The sequence below is a fragment of the Rhodopila sp. genome (assembly GCF_965276935.1).
GTDB lineage: Bacteria > Pseudomonadota > Alphaproteobacteria > Acetobacterales > Acetobacteraceae > Rhodopila.
In genome coordinates this window covers 175,057-193,212 of the sequence record NZ_CBDIBS010000002.1, presented here as the reverse complement: position 1 = coordinate 193,212, position 18,156 = coordinate 175,057, and the positions used below count along the sequence as shown (strand labels likewise).

General features: G+C 64.5%; 13 protein-coding genes. 8 read left to right on the top strand and 5 right to left on the bottom strand.

What is annotated here, in order from left to right:
- The first annotated feature begins 70 nt into the window (after positions 1 to 70).
- A complete protein-coding gene (locus tag ACQY4S_RS03890) occupies positions 71 to 2,200 on the top strand; it encodes a ComEC/Rec2 family competence protein (RefSeq protein WP_428483881.1) in 2,130 nt (709 codons plus the stop codon).
- Positions 2,201 to 2,411: 211 nt separating this feature from the next.
- Here ACQY4S_RS03890 and groL read toward each other — a convergent pair whose 3' ends face one another.
- Positions 2,412 to 4,073 carry a chaperonin GroEL gene (groL, locus tag ACQY4S_RS03885; RefSeq protein ID WP_428483880.1) on the bottom strand — a complete coding sequence of 554 codons (1,662 nt, stop codon included), beginning with the start codon at positions 4,071 to 4,073 and terminating at the stop codon, positions 2,412 to 2,414.
- A gap of 64 nt (positions 4,074 to 4,137) precedes the next feature.
- Positions 4,138 to 4,458 carry a co-chaperone GroES gene (gene groES, locus ACQY4S_RS03880; protein ID WP_428483879.1) on the bottom strand — a complete coding sequence of 107 codons (321 nt, stop codon included), beginning with the start codon at positions 4,456 to 4,458 and terminating at the stop codon, positions 4,138 to 4,140.
- A gap of 324 nt (positions 4,459 to 4,782) precedes the next feature.
- Here groES and ACQY4S_RS03875 point away from each other — a divergent pair, with 324 nt between their 5' ends.
- The 7 genes from ACQY4S_RS03875 to ACQY4S_RS03845 all read left to right on the top strand — a co-directional run bounded on the left by ACQY4S_RS03875 (position 4,783) and on the right by ACQY4S_RS03845 (position 13,687).
- Positions 4,783 to 5,043 (top strand): usg protein, encoded by a 261-nt coding sequence (locus ACQY4S_RS03875; protein WP_428483878.1) that lies wholly within the window; start codon positions 4,783 to 4,785, stop codon positions 5,041 to 5,043.
- Between the two features lie 346 nt (positions 5,044 to 5,389).
- Entirely contained in the window at positions 5,390 to 6,526 is a 1,137-nt protein-coding gene (locus ACQY4S_RS03870; protein ID WP_428484631.1) for a COX15/CtaA family protein, read from the top strand.
- Positions 6,523 to 8,796: a PAS-domain containing protein gene (locus ACQY4S_RS03865; RefSeq protein ID WP_428483877.1), complete on the top strand. Its 2,274-nt coding sequence runs from the start codon at positions 6,523 to 6,525 to the stop codon at positions 8,794 to 8,796. The genes ACQY4S_RS03870 and ACQY4S_RS03865 overlap by 4 nt, the downstream gene beginning before the upstream one ends.
- A gap of 65 nt (positions 8,797 to 8,861) precedes the next feature.
- Entirely contained in the window at positions 8,862 to 10,301 is a 1,440-nt protein-coding gene (gene tldD / locus ACQY4S_RS03860; RefSeq protein ID WP_428483876.1) for a metalloprotease TldD, read from the top strand.
- A gap of 309 nt (positions 10,302 to 10,610) precedes the next feature.
- Positions 10,611 to 11,888 (top strand): hypothetical protein, encoded by a 1,278-nt coding sequence (locus ACQY4S_RS03855; protein WP_428483875.1) that lies wholly within the window; start codon positions 10,611 to 10,613, stop codon positions 11,886 to 11,888.
- A gap of 142 nt (positions 11,889 to 12,030) precedes the next feature.
- Positions 12,031 to 12,849: a DUF6065 family protein gene (locus ACQY4S_RS03850; RefSeq protein WP_428483874.1), complete on the top strand. Its 819-nt coding sequence runs from the start codon at positions 12,031 to 12,033 to the stop codon at positions 12,847 to 12,849.
- Positions 12,731 to 13,687 carry an SGNH/GDSL hydrolase family protein gene (locus ACQY4S_RS03845; RefSeq protein ID WP_428483873.1) on the top strand — a complete coding sequence of 319 codons (957 nt, stop codon included), beginning with the start codon at positions 12,731 to 12,733 and terminating at the stop codon, positions 13,685 to 13,687. The genes ACQY4S_RS03850 and ACQY4S_RS03845 overlap by 119 nt, the downstream gene beginning before the upstream one ends.
- 154 nt (positions 13,688 to 13,841) lie before the next feature.
- On the opposite strand, the gene ACQY4S_RS03840 is transcribed toward ACQY4S_RS03845, so the two are convergent.
- From ACQY4S_RS03840 to aroA, 3 genes are all read right to left on the bottom strand, one after another.
- Positions 13,842 to 15,953, bottom strand: coding sequence for a BTAD domain-containing putative transcriptional regulator (locus ACQY4S_RS03840; protein ID WP_428483872.1), 2,112 nt, complete (start codon positions 15,951 to 15,953; stop codon positions 13,842 to 13,844).
- Positions 15,954 to 16,058: 105 nt separating this feature from the next.
- Positions 16,059 to 16,700, bottom strand: a complete 642-nt coding sequence (cmk, locus tag ACQY4S_RS03835; protein ID WP_428483871.1) for a (d)CMP kinase — start codon at positions 16,698 to 16,700, stop codon at positions 16,059 to 16,061.
- Positions 16,697 to 18,040: a 3-phosphoshikimate 1-carboxyvinyltransferase gene (gene aroA / locus ACQY4S_RS03830; protein WP_428483870.1), complete on the bottom strand. Its 1,344-nt coding sequence runs from the start codon at positions 18,038 to 18,040 to the stop codon at positions 16,697 to 16,699. The genes cmk and aroA overlap by 4 nt, the downstream gene beginning before the upstream one ends.
- Positions 18,041 to 18,156: the final 116 nt, after the last annotated feature.

Below are 18,156 nucleotides of genomic sequence, written 5' to 3'. Positions count from 1 at the left end.
GCGGCAATCATGCGAACAACCAAGGCGCGGTTCACCTTTTGTAGACAACTCGCCGCCTATGCTGCCGCACATGAGGCTGATCTCTGCTCTGACATGGGCTGTGACCGACTGGCTGGCCAACGAGCGGGATCGGTTGGCGATGTGGCTGCCGGTGTTCATGGCGGCAGGAGTGGCGGGATATTACGCGCTGCGCTTCGAGCCTGCTGTCTGGATCGGACCGGCGGTTGCCGCGCCAGCCTTGCTGTGCGCGATCAGCTTGCCCCGGTTGCGGCTGCTGCTCGCCCCGATAGCCGCGGCTGCGCTGGGCTTCGCATCCGGTCAGATCGCCACGGCGCGCGCGCCGCCACTGGAAACCAGCCTGCCGACGCACGCCACGATCATTACCGGCGCCATACAGGTCGTCGAGGCTTTGCCGGCAGGACGACGCATCACCATCCAGCCAGCGTATCTGGATGGAGCGCCCGATCCGCTGGCGCGGGCAGTGCGGGTTCGGCTGCACGTGCACGACGACGGGCCGCTTGACAGCGGCGACACGGTCCGGATCCGCGCGCTTATCCGGCCGCCGTCGCCGCCGTCCTATCCTGGCGGGTGGGACCTGCAGCGGGACGCGTTCTACGCCGGTCTCGGTGCCTCCGGCTATGCGCTGGCGCCAGCCGAGAGAACCGCCATGGCGATGCCTTCGGCGCCGATGCGCCGGGTGCAACGGCTGCGTGAGGCCATTGCGCACCGGGTCACGGCGGTCATCCCTGGTGCCGCCGGCGCGGTATGCGTCACACTGCTGACAGGTACCTCGATGGCGATACCGGTGGCCGATCACGCGGCCTTTCGCGATTCGGGCCTGGCGCATCTGCTGGCCGTGGCCGGTCTGCATATCGGCATCGTCATGGGGTTTGCGCTGATGCTGTCCAGGCGGGTGCTGGCGTTGAGCGAGCGCGCCAGCCTGTTCTGGCCCACCAAGAAGCTGGCGGCGGCAGCGGCGCTGGCGGCCGGCGGGGCTTATATGGTGCTGACCGGCATGCATGTGCCGATCATCCGCAGTTTCCTCATGGCCTGTCTGTTGACGGTCGCGCTGCTGGTCGGGCGCAACCCGGTCTCCTTGCGGGGACTGGCGCTTGCCGCCGCGCTGCTGATGGCGATCGCGCCGCACGAAGTGCCCGACGTGTCGTTCCAGATGAGTTTCGCCGCGGTTCTCGCGCTGATCGCGGGTTACGAGGCACTGCGGCCCTGGCTGCGGCGCCTGCATGGCAAAAGCCGCTGGCGGCGGTTGCTGTCGCATCTGGCGGCCCTGGCGCTGACCAGTGCGCTGGCCGGATCGGCCTCCGCCCCTTACGGGGCTTATCATTTCGGCCATGTGCAGGTTTATTTCGTCCTGGCGAACATGATCGCCGTGCCGCTGACGGCCTTCTGGGTCATGCCGGCTGGCTTGATTGCCCTCGGCCTGATGCCGCTACATCTGGAAGCCCTGGCCTTGGTGCCGATGGGCTGGGGCGCGGAGGCGGTGCTGTGGGTCGCCCGCTCGACATCCGCGTTGCCGGCCGCCACGTTCAGTGTGCCGCACATGCCGCTATGGGGGCTTTGTGTCTTCTCGCTGGGTCTTGCTTGGCTGGGGCTGTGGCGGACCAGGCCACGGCTGGCGGGTGTCCCGCTCATGCTGGCCGGCTTGGCCTCGCCGCTGCTAGACCGGCCGCCCGACCTGCTGATGTCGGCTGACGCGCGTCTGATCGCGCTGCGCACCGGGCAGGGGATGTTCCTGCAGCAGATGCAGGGCGGATCGAAGTTCACCCGCGATGCCTGGGTGCAGTACTGGGCGATCGGCTCGACCAAGCCAATACCCGCTGCCGGCGGTGACGCGGCCGGTATCGTCCGCTGTGACGACAGCGCCTGTCTGCTGCGACCCTATCCCGATCGGCCAGGTGTGCTGCTGGCGCGCGGTGCGCCGCATCCCGCCGGCTGCGATCAGGTTTCCGTCATTGTCTCCGCCGAACCGGCACGCGGCCTGTGCCCGAAGCCGTGGCCGAAACTGGCCGACCGCTTCACCGTCTGGCGCTACGGCAGCATCGCGATCTGGCTGGACCCGACCGGCGCCCGCGTCTTGACGGACCGCGCGGCGCGCGGCGATCGGCCCTGGGTGCCTCCGCCGCCGAGGCCGCGGCAGGCCAAACCAGTGTCCTTGCCGCCTGCCTCGATGGACCATGGCTAAAGCGCGATTGGTTTAGATTGACCCCAAAACTCGCGCTTTAACCATTGTTTGATCGCGTGGTTCACGCCTTCTGACTAATCAGCCTAGGGCGATCACGCGCTAAGCCACCGAGCCGCTGTCAGACATAGCTGTCAGACACATTGGAAGAAACGTAACGGGCCGCACCCTCCCAGGTGCGGCCCGCTTCTTGTTGAGTGCCGGAAAACAGGATTTAGAAGTCCATGTCGCCCATGCCGCCCATGCCGCCCATGCCGCCACCGCCTGGGGGCATCCCGCCGCCGGCGCTCTTCTTCTCCGGCCGTTCCGCCACCATCGCCTCGGTGGTGATCAGCAGACCGGAAACCGACGCGGCGTCCTGCAGCGCCGTGCGCACCACCTTGGTCGGGTCGATGATGCCGGCCCGGACCAAGTCCTTGAACTCGCCAGTCTGCGCATCGAAGCCGAAGTTATACTCGTCCTTCTCCAGCGTCTTGCCAGCGATCACCGCACCGTCTTCACCGGCGTTCTCGGCGATCTGGCGCAGCGGGGTCTGGATCGCCTTGCGGACGATCTCGATGCCGAAGCGCTGGTCGTCGTTGTCGGCCTTGATCTTGCCCAGGACCAGGGACGCCCGCGCCAGGGCGACGCCGCCGCCCGGAACGATGCCTTCCTCGACCGCCGCACGCGTGGCATGCAGGCTGTCGTCAACGCGGTCCTTGCGCTCCTTCACCTCGACTTCGGTGGAACCGCCGACGCGGATGACGGCAACGCCGCCCGCCAGCTTGGCCAGACGCTCCTGCAGCTTCTCACGATCGTAGTCCGAGGTGGTGTCCTCGATCTGCGCCCGGATCTGCGCGCAGCGGCCCTGGATGTCGGGCTTCTTGCCGCCGCCCTCGACAATCGTGGTGTTTTCCTTCTCGATCAGGATCTTCTTGGCCTTGCCGAGGTCCGCGAGCTTCACGTTCTCCAGCTTGATGCCAAGATCTTCGCTGATCACGGTGCCACCGGTCAGGATCGCGATGTCTTCCAGCATCGCCTTGCGGCGATCACCGAAGCCGGGCGCCTTCACCGCCGCGACCTTCAGGCCGCCGCGCAGCTTGTTGACCACCAGGGTGGCCAGCGCCTCGCCCTCAACATCCTCAGCGAGGATGACCAGCGGGCGGCCAGATTGCACGATGCTTTCCAGCAGCGGCAGCATCGGCTGCAGACCGGAAAGCTTCTTCTCGTGGATCAGAATGTAGGGCTGATCCATGTCGGCGATCATCTTCTCCGCGTTCGTGATGAAGTACGGGGAGACATAGCCGCGGTCGAACTGCATGCCCTCGACGACATCAAGCTCGGTGGCGATGCCCTTGGCCTCCTCGACCGTGATGACGCCCTCGTTGCCGACCTTCTGCATCGCTTCGGCGATCATCTTGCCGATTTCGGACTCGCCGTTGGCGGAGATCGTCCCGACCTGAGCGGTTTCCGCCGGGGTGGTGATCTTCTTGGTCCGCTTCTTCAGCTCCTCGACGACGGCCAAGACCGCCTTGTCGATGCCGCGCTTCAGGTCCATCGGGTTCATGCCCGCGGCCACCGCCTTGGCGCCCTCACGGACAATGGACTGCGCCAACACCGTAGCGGTGGTGGTGCCGTCACCGGCGATATCGTTGGTCTTCGAGGCCACTTCGCGCACCATCTGCGCACCCATGTTCTCGAACTTGTCGGACAGCTCGATCTCCTTGGCGACGGTGACGCCGTCCTTGGTGATCCGCGGCGCGCCGAAGCTCTTGTCGAGCACCACGTTGCGGCCCTTGGGACCAAGCGTGACCTTCACCGCGTCGGCCAGGATGTCCACGCCGCGCAGCATGCGCGCACGGGCATCGCCGCCGAAGCGGACGTCTTTTGCTGCCATGTTATGTGTTCCTCATTTAGTCTGTCGTCAGGGATTAGGGAGCAAGCCGCCGGGAAGAACCCGATCAGGCTGCCTTCTTCTTGCCGGCGGACGCCGTGGCGTCGATGATGCCCATGATATCGGACTCCTTCATGATCAGAAGGTCCTCGCCATTCAGCTTCACCTCGGTGCCGGACCACTTGCCGAACAGGATCTTATCGCCAGCCTTGACGTCAAGCGTCACGAGCTGACCCTGTTCGTTGCGGGCGCCGGGGCCCACGGCGATCACTTCGCCTTCCATCGGCTTCTCTTTCGCCGTGTCGGGAATGATGATCCCGCCCGCGGTCTTTTCCTCGGCGGTCAGACGGCGGACCACGACGCGGTCATGCAGGGGACGGAAGCTCATTTTTAACGCTCCTGAGTTCGATCTCAGACAGTGATTGATGGGATAGCCAACAACTGGATGCAGCCGCTCATGCGTAGACGACCGATGAATGGCCTGCCCCAGCGTTAGCACTCCCGCTTGGGGAGTGCCAGCGATGTAGCCTTCTCGAACGCGTGAGTCAAGCGGCTGGCAGCAGTCTTCGGTAACGAGTGCTAAGATATTGAAATTATGGTGTTTTCAGTTGCGCCGAGGGACTTTCGTCCGACATCATCCCGGGGATCCGGCGCCGCTCGTCGAAACCAGACGCGGTCACGCCGGCACCGGCTGGAAAGGAAGCAGTGATCCATGAGCCTCATGCGGCAGTTAAACGATTATCGCCTGACCACCGCCGAGATCCTCTATCATCTGCCGGATCATCCGACTCTGCTGCAGTCCTACATCTGGCAGGACCTTGACATCGCACCGCAATATCCGGTGCTCAACAAGTTTCTCGCGTTTTGGCGGCGAGAGATTGAAGGCAACCTGCATTCGGTCAGGGTCGCCTCCTGCAAGCTGAGCAGTCCAGGCCGCATGCGTCACACGGACGCCATGCTGAACATCCACTGAGCGTCCAGACCGCCGGGAGGCAATGGTCCCTGACCGGCGCACGTCCGCCCGAGGTATCGGGCTGCACCGAGCACTTCCATTGGTCGGCGAAGCCAGTGGCCCAACTGCCATTGCCTTTGCTTCCGCCGTTTTCAGCGCTATGAGCAGTTCCGTAAGGCATGAGCGGCCGATCTCCTGGCCTCCGCCGACAGCGGGCGTCGCCTATCGCCAAGTGGGGTTTGGCTGAACATTCGGGATCGCCTGCCACAGCAGCACCGCCGGTTATTGATCCGGTCAGCCCCAACTATGGTGGGATCGGTATCTTTCAGTGCTTCTGTCCGCGCCGGCTCAGCTATATAATAGCATGATGCCGTTTGATGTTCATGAGTTTCCCGGCGCCTCCCGTCTGGATCGCGCTGCCACAAGGCAAAGCCGTCGCCTCGTCGCCGGTTGGCTGTTCACGGTCGGGGCGATGATCATGGTCATGATCATCCTGGGCGGCGCCACCCGACTGACCGGCTCTGGCCTGTCGATCATGGAATGGGATCCCCTGATGGGCGTACTCCCCCCCATGAGCCATGCGGAATGGCAGCGCCTGTTCGCGCTCTATCAGAAAATCCCGCAATACAGCCTGGTGAACCAGGGCTTTGGTCTCTCTGGCTTCCAGCATATCTTCTGGCTGGAATGGACGCATCGCCTGTGGGGCCGTCTGATCGGCTGTGTCTTCCTGCTGCCGCTGATCTGGCTTGGGGCCACCGCGCGGATCGAGCGCCGGCTGGTTCCGCGCCTTGTCGTGCTGTTCGTTCTTGGTGGACTGCAAGGAGCGGTCGGCTGGTTCATGGTGGCATCCGGCTTCCTGCCTGATTCCACCGCCGTGTCGCCCTATCGCCTGGTGGTCCATCTGGCGCTCGCGCTGCTGTTGTATGCCGCGATCATCTGGACCGGCCTGTCGACCTTGCGACCCGTCCGACTCGCTCCGGCCGTTCACCCGGCAAGCCGAGCCTTGGCCGTGCTGTGCGTGGTCCTGGTCGGCACGACGATCGTGGCCGGCGGCTTTGTGGCTGGTCTGCATGCCGGCCTGACCTATAATACGTTTCCGCTGATGGACGGGCGTCTGCTGCCCGCTGGATATGCCGCCCTGCAGCCATTTCCACGCAATCTGACGGAGAATATCGCCGCGGTGCAGTTTGATCACCGACTGCTGGCAACGCTGACGTTGATTCTGGTGTCCGTTATGGCGGTGACAGGTCTGCGCGCTGGTTTGCCCAGGCAGTTGGCGCTGTTTCTCGGCGGCGCCGTCGCGGCGCAATATCTCCTCGGCGTGACAACGCTGCTGTGGGTTGTGCCAGTGCCGTTGGCGGTCGCGCACCAGCTTGGTGCGGTGGTGCTGTTGACCGCGGTGCTGGCGGTTTTGCACCATCTAACGGGCCGGCGACTTTCGACGGCTTATGTCAATCCGGGAGAACGCGGCGAGACGCCCGGCAAACCGATCAGTCCATCGTGACCGGCGTCGATACTCTGGCGCCCAAGGTGGCATTCGCCACCGTATTCGAGGCGATCCCGGTTGGACTGGCCGTTGTCGACGCCAAACGCCGGATCGTGCTGATGAACGCCGCCTTCCACACCCTTCTGGGTCTGAACCCAGAGCGGTTCCCGTTCGGCAGCAAGATCGAGGACCTGGTTCGGGCAGCCGCACTTCCCGGCATCGCTGGCTCAGGCGATCCCGAGGCGCAGGTGATGGCAGTCATGACGGCCGATCATGGCAAGCCCGGCCGGTTATGCCGCGGAACTTTTGCCGGACGGGATTTCGATCTCTACAACACGCCGTTGGCAGACGGCGGCTATATCGTCAGCGCGATGGAGATCACCGGCCGAATGGTCGCTCCCGCGGAGGCCGAAGGTGCTCTTGCGCAGACCGCGACGGCGCTCGCCGCGCTGCGCCTCGGACTGGCCATCTTTAACCCCCAAGGCGCGTTGCTGCTGTCGAACCCGCGCTTCGCCGAGTTGATGGACCTGCCAGCGGAACGAGTGACAGCCGGTTTCCTGTTGCGGCACATGCTGGATCTGATGGAGACACGGGAAGCGTTCAGCGGCCAGGATGGCGCCGCCTTCGTCGCCTCGTTGCGTGAAACCGGACGCAGCCGGCGGGGGACAGCGTGGCGGCGCCGTGGCGGCGGGCGATTGGTCGACGTGATGTGCGACCCCCTGGCGGGCGGCGGCTGGGCGATCACGGTGAACGACGTCACCGCGTTGGCGACAGCCGAAGACGAGGCCCGCAGGCGGGCTCGGCTGCTGGATTCAATTTTGCTGGCGGTCCCGCACGGCATCTGCGTCTACGGTCCTGATCGTCGTGTGTCCATGTTCAACCAGACCTATCAGGACGTCATGGCGGGCGCACCGTTGCGGATCGGCGATCATCTGACAACGGTCATCCGCCGACGAGCGGAGGCTGGCGAGTATGGTGCGGGCGCGCCGAACGAGATCTTCGAGCAGCAGATGGGTTTCGATATCAGCCGAACCCAGTCGCGGCGACGGGTGCGTCCGAACGGCTCCGCCATCGACGTGCGTACCGTACCGTTGCCGGATGGCGGCCATATCAGTGTCGTAACCGACATTTCCGCTCTGGTTCAGGCGGAAGCCGAGGCACGGCGACGTGTCGAGGAAATGGCCGTGATGCTCGACAGTCTTCACCACGGCATCCTGCTCTGGGACGCCGACAGACGGCTGATCGCGAGCAATCGCATGGCCAGTCATTTGTATGATCTTCCGCCTGACCTGCTGATCGCCGGCAGACGCGAGGCTGAGGTGGTCGATGTCCTGCTGCGCGAGGGCCACCTGGGCACAGAAGAAGCGGCATCGGCCAGTATCGAGGCATTGCTCATGCGCGACCGGTCAATGTCGCATGAGCAGGAGATAAGGACGGCATCCGGCCGTGTCCTCGCCATCCGGTCAAACCCGGCGCCGGCCGGCGGCTGGGTCAGCACAATCGTCGATACGACCAAAGCCCAGGCCGCCGAAGCCGAATTGCGTCAGGCCAAGCTGGTAGCCGAGGCGGCCAACGCAGCGAAATCGCGCTTCCTGGCGACCATGAGCCACGAACTCCGCACCCCACTCAACGTGATCATCGGCTTCTCGGAGGCATTGCTGCGGCACGTCGGGCAATCCTCGGCTACACCAGCCTCGGTCGCCGATCTTGCTGACTTCGGCAGCCAGATCAATGCCGCTGGCAAGCAGCTTCTGGCGCTGATCAACACGATCCTGGACGTGGCGCGCATCGAGACCGGCCGCTTCGAGCCAGGCGACGAGGTGGTCGATGTCGCGCAGGTGGTGCGAAGAGCCGTGCGCCAGACCGAAAGTGCCGCGCTTGCCGCCGAGATTGCGCTGGACTGCAGGCTGCCTGACGACCTGCCCTGGGTTCGCGCGGATGAGCGGCGATTGCTCCAGGTTCTGTCACAGTTGCTGTCCAACGCGGTCAAGTTCACCGAAGCCGGCGGGTCCGTGACGGTGGAAGTGGCGCTGGCGGCGGATGGCGATTTGCGCCTGCGCGTCGCGGACACCGGTATTGGGATACCGGAAGCTGAATTGGAACGCGTATTCGAACCGTTCATACAACTCGACAATACCTTGTCCAGGCGATACGGCGGTACTGGCCTCGGCCTTTACACGGCCCGGGCGATCGTTGCGGCACAGGGCGGCGAAATTACCCTTGCCAGTCAGCTCGGCACTGGAACCATCGTTGAAATCAGCATCCCGGCGCGCCGGGTTGTCCAGTAGGCCGATGGCAAAGTGCTCACCGCTTACCATGTTCCTAGTCGCACCATATGTCGAAGGATCATCGCATGACCGCCCTTGCAGCGACTGACAAGCTGTTTTTCGAACGCGCGGACGCTGCCCTGCATCAGGACGCCGCGGCCCACATCGTCGAGCAGGCGCTGAATGGCAGCGACGATGGAGAGCTGTTTCTGGAGTATCGCGAAAGCGAGCAGATCAGCCTCGACGATGGCCGGATTCGCACTGCGGGCTTTGACTCGTCGCTGGGCTTTGGGTTGCGTGCTGTCGCGGGCGAGGCCACCGGATTCGCCCATGCCGGCGAAATCTCCGAAGCGGCGCTGCGCCGTGCCGCGGCCAGTGTTGCCGCGGTTAAGGATGGTCATGCCGGTTCGCTGGCGGAGCCGCCGCGGGCGACCAACGCGCGGCTGTATTCGGATGCCAACCCGCTGGGCCTGATGGCGTTCTCCGCCCGGACATCGCTGCTGGCGGAGATCGACGCCTATGCCAGGGCAAAGGATCCGCGGGTTATCCAGGTCATGGCCTCGATCGCCGGCGAGTGGCAGGCAGTGCAGATCATGCGCCCGGATGGTACTCGAGTCGCCGACCTTCGGCCGCTGGTCCGCCTCAACGTGTCGGTGGTGGTCGAGCAAGGTGGCCGTCGCGAAACCGGATCCTATGGCATGGGCGGCCGTTTCGCCTATGACGCCGTGACCGGGGAAGCCATATGGCACGCAGCGGTTGATGAGGCACTGCGTCAGGCGCTGGTCAACCTCGATAGCCGGCCGGCGCCGGCTGGGGAGATGGAAGTCGTGCTAGGCTCCGGCTGGCCCGGCATCCTGTTGCACGAGGCGATCGGACACGGCCTGGAGGGCGACTTCAATCGCAAGAAAACCTCGGCGTTTGCCGATCTGCTCGGCCAGCGTGTCGCCTCGCCGGGCGTGACGGTGATCGATGACGGCACGATGCCGGATCGCCGCGGCAGCCTGACGGTGGATGACGAGGGTACGCCGAGCAGCCGGACGGTACTGATTGAGGATGGGGTTCTGGTGGGATTTCTGCAGGACCGGCTGAACGCACGGCTGATGGGCATGCGCGCCACCGGCAACGGGCGCCGGCAGTCCTATGCGCATGCGCCGATGCCGCGGATGACAAATACCGTGATGCTGGGCGGATCGAATGCGCCGGAAGAGATGATCCGCTCGGTGAAGCGCGGCGTATATGCGGTGAATTTTGGTGGCGGCCAAGTGGACATCACGTCCGGCAAGTTCGTGTTCTCCGCCAGCGAGGCCTATCTGATCGAAGACGGCAAGGTCACCGCGCCGGTCAAGGGCGCCACGTTGATTGGCAACGGACCTGATGCCCTTACCAAGGTCGCGATGATTGGCAATGACATGGCTTTGGATCCTGGAATTGGAACCTGCGGAAAAAGCGGGCAGGGGGTCCCGGTGGGTGTTGGTCAACCCACGCTGAAACTCGCGGGGCTGACGGTGGGTGGAACCGCGGCATGAATCGCGATGGATGCGCCTCAAGATAGGTCCGATCTTTAGATCGAACTCTTAATTTGAAATTCGTATCACGGGTTGAGATGCTGGTATCATTAAGACCAGTATCTCAGCCTTTTCTGTCGCTAAGGTTAACTCTGCGTCACGTGGGCGGTTGTAAAAGTAAAATCGCTGATGATTTAACGTTACGATAACGTCAAAAAAACGATAATCGTCAACCTATCTGCGAAGTTGTTTTCATCGACAGGTTGCTGACGGGATCATCCCGCCGCTTCACGGTTGTAGGAACCAACAGGTCACAGAAGGGTCGAATCAATGTTTACTTGCACAAACGCTTCCACCACCATCTCCATTTCCGATTTCGGCAAGGTGCGGCTCGGCGGCCTGGCGCCGACGCTGGCGACAACGGATGCCGGCAAGGTCCGTCTGGGTGGCCTGGCGCCGACCCTGGCGACGGCGGATGCCGGCAAGGTGCGGCTGGGTGGCCTGGCGCCGACGCTGGCGACGGCGAATGCCGGCAAGGTCCGTCTGGGCGGTCTGGCGCCGACGCTGGCGACAACGGATGCCGGCAAGGTCCGTCTGGGCGGCCTGGCGCCGACGCTGGCGACAACGGATGCCGGCAAGGTCCGTCTGGGCGGCCTGGCGCCGACGCTGGCGACAACGGATGCCGGCAAGGTCCGGCTGGACGGTCTGGCGCCGACGCTGGCGACAACGGATGCCGGCAAGGTCCGTCTGGGCGGCCTGGCGCCGACGCTGGCGACAACGGATGCCGGCAAGGTGCGTCTGGGCGGTCTGGCGCCGACCCTGGCGACAACGGATGCCGGCAAGGTCCGTCTGGGCGGCCTGGCGCCGACCCTGGCGACAACGGATGCCGGCAAGGTCCGTCTGGGCGGCCTGGCGCCGACCCTGGCGACAACGGATGCCGGCAAGGTCCGTCTGGGTGGCCTGGCGCCGACGCTGGCGACAACGGATGCCGGCAAGGTGCGGCTGGGTGGCCTGGCGCCGACGCTGGCGACGGCGGATGCCGGCAAGGTGCGGCTGGGTGGCCTGGCGCCGACGCTGGCGACAACGGATGCTGGCAAGGTCCGGCTGGGCGGTCTGGCGCCGACGCTGGCGACAACGGATGCCGGCAAGGTCCGTCTGGGCGGTCTGGCGCCGACGCTGGCGACGACGGACGCTGGCAAGGTCCGGCTGGACGGTCTGGCGCCGACCCTGGCGACAACGGATGCCGGCAAGGTCCGTCTGGGCGGTCTGGCGCCGACCCTGGCGACAACGGATGCCGGCAAGGTGCGGCTGGGCGGTCTGGCGCCGACCCTGGCGACAACGGATGCCGGCAAGGTGCGGCTGGGTGGCCTGGCGCCGACGCTGGCGACGGCGGATGCCGGCAAGGTGCGGCTGGGTGGCCTGGCGCCGACGCTGGCGACGACGGATGCCGGCAAGGTCCGTCTGGGCGGTCTGGCGCCGACCCTGGCGACGGCGGATGCCGGCAAGGTGCGGCTGGGTGGCCTGGCGCCGACGCTGGCGACGGCGGATGCCGGCAAGGTCCGTCTGGGCGGTCTGGCGCCGACGCTCGTTACTCCCACCAAATCATAATGCCACAAGGCAAGAGCGATTTTTTGACGAATCAATCGCTGCCAGGTGGTGATCTACGGCGATAACTCCACCGTAGATGAGCGGGCTCGTACTTCATGGCCAAGCTCAACCATCACATGCTCTCTGGAAGGATACCCTTCGAGTGAATGCCATAACTCAACCCGAAGCCGCCGCCGGCAAAAGCGCGCCCAAACCCAAACTGATAACCTTCCATCGTTTCACGCCCAACGCCCGCCTGCCGCAGCGCGCTGATCGGTCTGCCGGCGGGTCCCTCCCGACTCGGGCATTTCGCTATTGCGAGCCAGCCACCACCGCCTCCGGCTACGGCTACTACCTGTTCCCGCCGATCGGCTTTTCCGTCCAATGGGACGGCCATGACATTATGTGGACCTTTGAGGGCGCGGGCGATTGGTACCCCCTTAAATCCGTCCAATACCCTGGCTTTCGTGAACAGTTTGATGCAGTCGCGCCGGACGAGATCAAGCAATTCTCTCCCCCGTTGCTTGCATCACTACAGGAGCCCGGTCTTATTCAACTCTGGACAGGACTGGTGGTTCGCACCGCCCCAGGCTGGAGCCTGCTGGTCCGCGCGCCGGCGAACCTGCCGCGCGGCGGCGGCCACGAGTGCTTCGAGGGTATTGTCGAGACAGACAAGTGGTTCGGCCCGCTGATCACCAACATCCGGCTTACCAAGACCAACGTGCCAATCGATTTCCCGTCCGACTATCCGCTTCTCCAGGTTCAGCCGATCCCGCGTTACGTCTACGAGGAGTCGAATCTTAACAATTACGAAATTGTCCCTGAGCTATCGCAGCTCACACCTGAAGATTGGGACGACTATTATGACACCGTGGTTCGGCCGAATACACAGACCGTTCGACCACGCGGGCAATACGCCGCCGCCGCTCGCAAACGCCGCTCTGGCGACGGTACGGCGGATAACAATTCGCCAGGAGCCTGATGCTGGCCTGGACACCTCAACGACTTTCCACCATCAAAGCCATATGAGGAAATTCAAAGCTATTCGGCATGTAGCGGTGACAGGCGCTGTTGCCGCAATTCTTTTGATTGCAGGACCGGTGATTGCAGGGCCGGCCGCCGCCATGGCCGATCCCGGATCCGATTGTCCAGCCGATCCGGCCATGGAGCCCCTGCATCTGCCGCATCTGCGAGCCACGATCGCCGCCCGAAGCGAGGGCTTGATCATTGCCATCGGCTCGTCGTCCACCGAAGGCGCGATGGCCTCGGACAGCGCCCACACCTACCCGGCCGTGCTGCAGGCCGCTCTGACCAAAGCCCTGCCGACCGCACACTTCGCCGTCGTCAACCGCGGCATTGGTGGGCAGGATGCACCCGAGGAACTAGCCCGCCTTGATAGCGATGCAGTGGCCCTGCATCCCCAGCTCGTCATTTGGCAGGTCGGCGCGAATGGTGCCATGCGCCATGCGGATCCTGTTGTATTTCACCGTATGGTGGTAGAGGGCGTCACTCGGCTGCGGAAGGCTGGAATCGACGTGATCCTGATGGACAATCAGCGCTCGCCCCGAGTTATGGCCGCGGTCGATCATATCGTGCTCGAGGAGTCTCTGCAGAATGTCGCGCGGGAAACGCGGGAAAACCTGTTTTCCCGCAGTCACCTGATGGACGGATGGTCGGACGAAGGGGCAAAGCCTGGCCTGTTCATCGCATCGGACGGTCTTCACCAGAACGATCTTGGTTACCAATGCGTTGCGGACTCTCTGGCTCGCCTGATTGTCGCGGCGATCGCGATGCCGGGTAATCTATCCGCCAGTCGCTGAATACAACCTACTCAAACGGCTGGCGTTTGGTCTGGCATCTTGCTTGCCCGCTAAAGCGCGATCGGTTTAGGTTGACCCAGGAGGCGCGCTTTAACTCGTTGTTTGACCGCGTGACTCACACCTTCTGACTGGGTCAGCTTCAGGCGATCACGCTCTAAATCAACCCGGACCCTGGCCGCAAGATGATCGGCGCGTTTACCATCAGCGCGTCCCGTTCCCGAATGCCCGCCAGCCGCAATCCCTCGGCATAGTGCGCGCGGTCGCTCTCGCGCTCGATCGGGCTGGTCTTCAGAAAGTGCTCGATGGTGAACTCCGGCTCGATCGCCAGCAACCGGCGGCGGACGATCGCCGCCTCCTGATCACGCCGCAGATGCCCCAGCGCCGCAAGATACCACTTGTAGGTGGCCGAGAATGACGGATTGAGCTGGCTGATGTTACGCCCCACCTCCACAGCGCTCTCGTAATCGCGCTTCATCAGGTGGACTGTGCCGAAAACCCCGTCAAAGATAAAGGCATGTGGGTCGAGCGGTGACAGTTTCTTATAGTGCAAAACTCGCCGCTCCGCCTCGTCCGGGTCACCGCCATAGGCATAGGCGGCGGCCGACAGCGCCCAGGCCATCGCCAGATTTGGATTAAGCGACAAGGCACGTTCGTGCAACGATATGGCTTCGCGCAGCCGCCGATGCAGGAACGCCCGCACGTGCCCGCTGATCGTCAGGCCGCGGGCGTCGAACGGATCCAATACGATGGCCCGCTCCGCCAGTTCACCAGCTTTCTCCATCATGGCGATCGGATGGTCGGCCCAGTCCTGCCCAACCAGAAAGACGTGCCAGTAGGCATACCAGGCATAGGCCGCCGCATAATCGGGTTCCAGCGCGATCGCTTCCGCCAGATATGTCCCCGCCTGAGCGAACGGGCCATGCTCCATCCGCCCAATCAGCGGAATGGCACGCAGCATAAGATTGTAAGCGGTGGCATCCACTGGCGGCCGACTGGTGATGCGCTTTGCCTCGATCAGCAGAATTTCCGGATCGATCTGCGCCACCACCTCGGCGGCGATCTCGTCCTGCAGGGAGAGCAGATCGTTGGTCTCCCGCTCGAACCGCCGCGCCCAGACAATCTGGTTGGCCGCGCGCAGATCGAGCAGGCGCATGGTGATGCGGATCTTGTCGCCCGTCCGCTGCACCGAGCCGTCCAGCAGGAAATCCAGTCCGAATTCACGCCTGATCGCTGTCTCGTCGTGCTGATCCGCCACGAACCGTCCAAGGGATGTGGACGATACCACGAACATCCAGCGGAAACGCGAAAGACCGGTGGTGATCTCATCGGCGAGTCCGGGCGCCAGATGCGCATCTTCTTCAGACATGCCGATCAGCCGCAAGGGCATCACACCGACATGGGCACCGCCGCGCGATGTGCCGTGGTCCCGCCTGAGGGGAACCGGCACAGGTTCTTCAAACTCCGCCTCAGGTGGCGGTGGCGCGGGTGGGCGCAGCGGCAACCGACTGCCCGACGGCCCTCTGATCTCGTTAAGCAGCTTCTGCGTCTCACCCGAGGGTGCCGCGTCCAGCATATCGGCCAGCACTGCTCGACATCGGTCATACGCCTGTACTGCCAAGCCGCGTTCGCCCTGTGCGGCATGGGCCTTCATCAGTGCCCGATAGGCGCCTTCGTGCGCCCGGTCGATCACCAGCAGCCGCTGCGCCGCCGCGATCGCCGCATCCGGCTCCTGATCCTCCTTCAGCAGCGACTCGGCGATGCCGCGGGCGCGGTCGCGCAGCCGTTCACGCTCGGTGTTGAGCCAGGCGTCAAAGTTCGGATCAATGCCATCCAGGTCTTCCAGCAGGTCGCCATCTAGCAGCGAAAGCGAGGCGGGCTGGGCCGTCGTTGCCCGCATCACCTCCTCCACATCGGTCCAGACGGCGCCAGGCCGCAGCGTCAGATGGTCACGTGTAATGATCAGGATGTCGGTTTCCGCGGGCGCCATCGCTTCCAGCAGGCGATGGATTTCCTGTCGCAGGGAAGCACGGGCCTGCTCCTCGGGACGGCGGCTCCAGAGCTGTTCAGCGAGCCGTCCGCGCAGCACCGGGCGGGGCGCGGCCATGGCAATGCAGGCCAGCAGTGCGCGGGTCTTGCGGCCGGCGGGCAACACGCTTTCACTGCGGATGGTCCAGGCTTCCATCTGACCAATCAGTCGCAGCCGAACGACGACATGGTCCAGCGTGGTGACCGTTGGTCCTAGGCTGGCCAGCCTGGAGATCGTCACTGCCATCATTCTCCCTTGGTGATGAAACCAATCTAGACGCATATAGGCGAAACCGCCAGAGGCTTTACAACTATTAGTGCGACCTGACGGTGACTTTGTGCTTCGCTAATCCAGGCCGCTAGCAGAAAGACGCGTAGTCACAACGGTTAGCGCGACGTTGAATGCGGCTTCCGCGTCCATTTCGGTTGTATCCAGGCAATAAGCGTCAGCCGCGGCGCGAAGAGGGGCGGCAGTCCGCGCCGCATCCCTGTCGTCGCGCCGACGCATATCCGCCGCCACCGTTGCCAGATCGACTTCAGTATCCTTTGCGCGCAGTTCCAGCCATCGCCGCCGCGCCCGTTCATCCAGACTGGCAGTGACGAACAATTTTGCCGGTGCATCGGGAAAAATCACCGTGCCGATGTCGCGCCCGTCCAGCACGGCGCCGTCGCGTTCAGCGAAGGCGCGCTGAAAGGCGAGCAAGGCTACGCGGACACCCGGTACCGAAGCCACCGAGGTTGCCGCTGCATCCGCCTGAGGTCCGCGCAGGTCAGTTCGCTCCAGATCCACGGGCTGCAACGCCCGCGCCGCCTGCTCCGCGGTCGACGGATCGGCTGGATTGCCGCCGCCATCCAGCACGCGCCGGCCAACCCCGCGGTACAGCAGGCCGGTGTCCAGGTAGGGCAGGCCGAGCGTGATGGCCAGCCGGCGAGCCAGGGTTCCCTTGCCGGCCGCGGCAGGGCCGTCGATGGCGATGATCCGCTTCACGGCAAGGCGTTCCGTATGGCGGCGCCGGCAGCGTTCATCAGCTCGACGAAGCCGGGAAAACTGGTGTCGATGAACGAGCCATCGTCAACGCTGACCGGCTCGCGCGTCACCATGCCTAGAACGAGCGCCGGCATGGCGATGCGGTGGTCCATGTGACTCGCCACCAGGCCGCCGCCGGACGGGGGCGTGCCGGTGCCGTGGATGGTCATGTCGTCGCCGGCGATTTCGACCTTTGCACCATTGACCGTGAGCAGTGCCGCCAGGGCGGTCAACCGGTCGCTTTCCTTCACCCGCAGTTCCTTCAGGCCGAATAGCCGTGTGGTGCCGGTGGCGCAGGCGGCGGCGACGGCCAGAACCGGATACTCGTCAATCATGCTGGGCGCGCGTTCGGCCGGCACATCCACCGCTCGCAGGGGACCGGCCGTTACCAGCAGGTCGCCAACAGGTTCGCCGCCGGCGACCCGCTGGTTCAGGGTGACGACAGCGGCGCCCATTTCCGCCAATGTCGTGAACAGGCCGGTACGCAACGGATTCAGGCCAACACCCTGGATCTTGAGCGTGCTGCCTGGCACCAGCAGCGCGGCAACCAGGGGAAACGCGGCCGATGACGGATCGCCCGGCACAACCACATCGGCCGCCAGCAGCTCCGGCTGGCCCTGCAGCTCGATGATGCGGCCCGCGCCGATGGTTTCCACCCGCACGGCCGCACCGAAATGGCGCAGCATGTTCTCGCTGTGATCCCGCGTTGCCTCCGGCTCCTCCACGCGGGTGATCCCTCTGGCGTTGAGGCCGGCGAGAAGCACCGCGGACTTCACTTGAGCGGAGGGCACCGGAACCCGGTAGTCCAGCGGCAGCGCGTCCCTGGCACCTTCAATCGCCAGCGGCAGGCGTCCACCCTCTCGCGTGATGAAGCGGGCGCCGGTGGCGGTCAGCGGATCGATTACCCGGCGCATCGGCCGCCGCCGCAGGCTGGCGTCACCGGTCATCACCGCGAACAAATCGTGGCTGGCCAGGATGCCGCAGAGCAGGCGGGCGGCGGTGCCGGAGTTGCCCATGTCAAGAACCTCGGCGGGTTCCATAAGGCCGCCAATGCCGCGGCCGGCGACACGCCAAATGCCGTCCGGTTCGCGTGTCACCTCGGCACCCAGGGCGCGCATGGCGGCGGCGGTTCGCAGCACGTCCTCCCCGGTCAGCAGGCCGGTGATCCGGGTTTCGCCGATCGCCAGGGCACCAAACATCAACGCACGGTGGCTGATCGACTTGTCGCCCGGCACGCGGAAAACGCCGGACAGCGGTGTGGCCGGACGGGCCGAGGTGAGCGGGCGGGCTGCTGTGTCCATCAATCAGGTCCATGAAAAGCTGGCTAGTCCGATTTAGTCTCGGCATCGCGCTAAAGCCAACAGGGTTTGCCGCCAACAAGCAATTTGCCGCCAACAAGCAATTTGACAGGGGGACG

Coding starts and splice junctions, on each gene's coding strand:
- ACQY4S_RS03890 (WP_428483881.1), top strand. CDS start 71: ATGAGGCTGATCTCTGCTCTGACATGGGCTGTGACCGACTGGCTGGCC.
- groL (WP_428483880.1), bottom strand. CDS start 4,073: ATGGCAGCAAAAGACGTCCGCTTCGGCGGCGATGCCCGTGCGCGCATG.
- groES (WP_428483879.1), bottom strand. CDS start 4,458: ATGAGCTTCCGTCCCCTGCATGACCGCGTCGTGGTCCGCCGTCTGACC.
- ACQY4S_RS03875 (WP_428483878.1), top strand. CDS start 4,783: ATGAGCCTCATGCGGCAGTTAAACGATTATCGCCTGACCACCGCCGAG.
- ACQY4S_RS03870 (WP_428484631.1), top strand. CDS start 5,390: ATGCCGTTTGATGTTCATGAGTTTCCCGGCGCCTCCCGTCTGGATCGC.
- tldD (WP_428483876.1), top strand. CDS start 8,862: ATGACCGCCCTTGCAGCGACTGACAAGCTGTTTTTCGAACGCGCGGAC.
- ACQY4S_RS03855 (WP_428483875.1), top strand. CDS start 10,611: ATGTTTACTTGCACAAACGCTTCCACCACCATCTCCATTTCCGATTTC.
- ACQY4S_RS03845 (WP_428483873.1), top strand. CDS start 12,731: ATGACACCGTGGTTCGGCCGAATACACAGACCGTTCGACCACGCGGGC.
- aroA (WP_428483870.1), bottom strand. CDS start 18,040: ATGGACACAGCAGCCCGCCCGCTCACCTCGGCCCGTCCGGCCACACCG.